General features: G+C 26.9%; 3 protein-coding genes. All 3 read left to right on the top strand.

The genetic code is table 11. From position 1 onward, the window contains the following. A partial coding sequence (locus tag BZK16_RS14380) for a hypothetical protein (RefSeq protein ID WP_158076874.1) occupies positions 1–225 on the top strand: 225 nt, incomplete at its 5' end. Further along, entirely contained in the window at positions 222–443 is a 222-nt protein-coding gene (locus BZK16_RS13925) for a hypothetical protein (RefSeq protein WP_077929475.1), read from the top strand. The genes BZK16_RS14380 and BZK16_RS13925, both read left to right, overlap by 4 nt. Before the next feature lies 1 nt (position 444). After that, positions 445–720 (top strand): hypothetical protein, encoded by a 276-nt coding sequence (locus tag BZK16_RS13920; RefSeq protein ID WP_143691210.1) that lies wholly within the window; start codon positions 445–447, stop codon positions 718–720. Positions 721–941 lie beyond the last annotated feature (221 nt).

Raw genomic sequence — 941 nt, 5'->3', positions numbered from 1 at the left:
GAAAAAACAGAAACATTAGGAGAGCCTATTTTGGAGGAAAATGAATATTCATTAGATCCCATGGAATGGGGAGTGACAAAAGTAGCTAATGATTATATTTTTTCATGCATATCTTCACAACATGGAGGTAAAGAATTAGTCACAAAAATATCAACAGAAGATTTTCATGATTTGATGAATGAAAAAGTTACATATTTAGAAATTACTTATAAATATAAATTATGAATTCAAATAAGAAAATTGCTCAAAAAAGATGGGTTTACACATTATATAAAACAGATCAATCAGGTGAGTATATTTTTTCAGTGGCATTTTGTAATCAAACAACAGATTTTTCTATAGATTATTTATTACATATTGAAGATCTATCTGATGAATACTTAACGAAATTGGCAAATCAAATTACTGATTCCCCAGAATTATATGAAATGTATCAAGTTTAATATGGCAAAAGTAATATTTAGTTTTGGAAATATACCAGTTGAAATTGAAGGTAAGCCTTTAGAGTACAAAGAGCCTATTGTTGAAGAAAATGAATATCCAAAAGGTGCCAGCTGGTGGAGAATAAAATTTGTAGAAGGTAAATATATATTTTCTTGTATTTCTGGTTCTCTAGCAGGTAATGAACAGAAGATAGAAATTACAAAAGAAGAGTTTGAAAAACTTAAAACAGAAGAAATTACCCCTGAAGTTATTTGTTATAAATATGATATTGGCTAGAAATTAAGATGGATAAACTATTAAAGTTAAAGGTTACAGCTTTAGATGCTGAATAAATATTGAAATGAAATCTCAAATTGTGAAACAAAAAGACTGGGTTTATACGTTAGTAAAAATAAATGAGGAATATATACTCATTGTTGATTTTTGTAATCAAATTACTGATTATTGGATTAGTTATAAATTAAATTTAAGTGATATAACAGACGAATACTTAGACT

Source organism: Wohlfahrtiimonas populi (assembly GCF_002006795.1).
Classification (GTDB): Bacteria; Pseudomonadota; Gammaproteobacteria; order Cardiobacteriales; family Wohlfahrtiimonadaceae; genus Wohlfahrtiimonas; species Wohlfahrtiimonas populi.
Note: the sequence above shows the minus strand (reverse complement) of the source record. Positions and strands in the feature narration are given on the sequence as shown.

Bases quoted from the DNA above. Each gene is read 5' to 3' on its own strand.
- BZK16_RS13920 (WP_143691210.1), top strand. From the start codon at position 445: ATGGCAAAAGTAATATTTAGTTTTGGAAATATACCAGTTGAAATTGAA.
- BZK16_RS13925 (WP_077929475.1), top strand. From the start codon at position 222: ATGAATTCAAATAAGAAAATTGCTCAAAAAAGATGGGTTTACACATTA.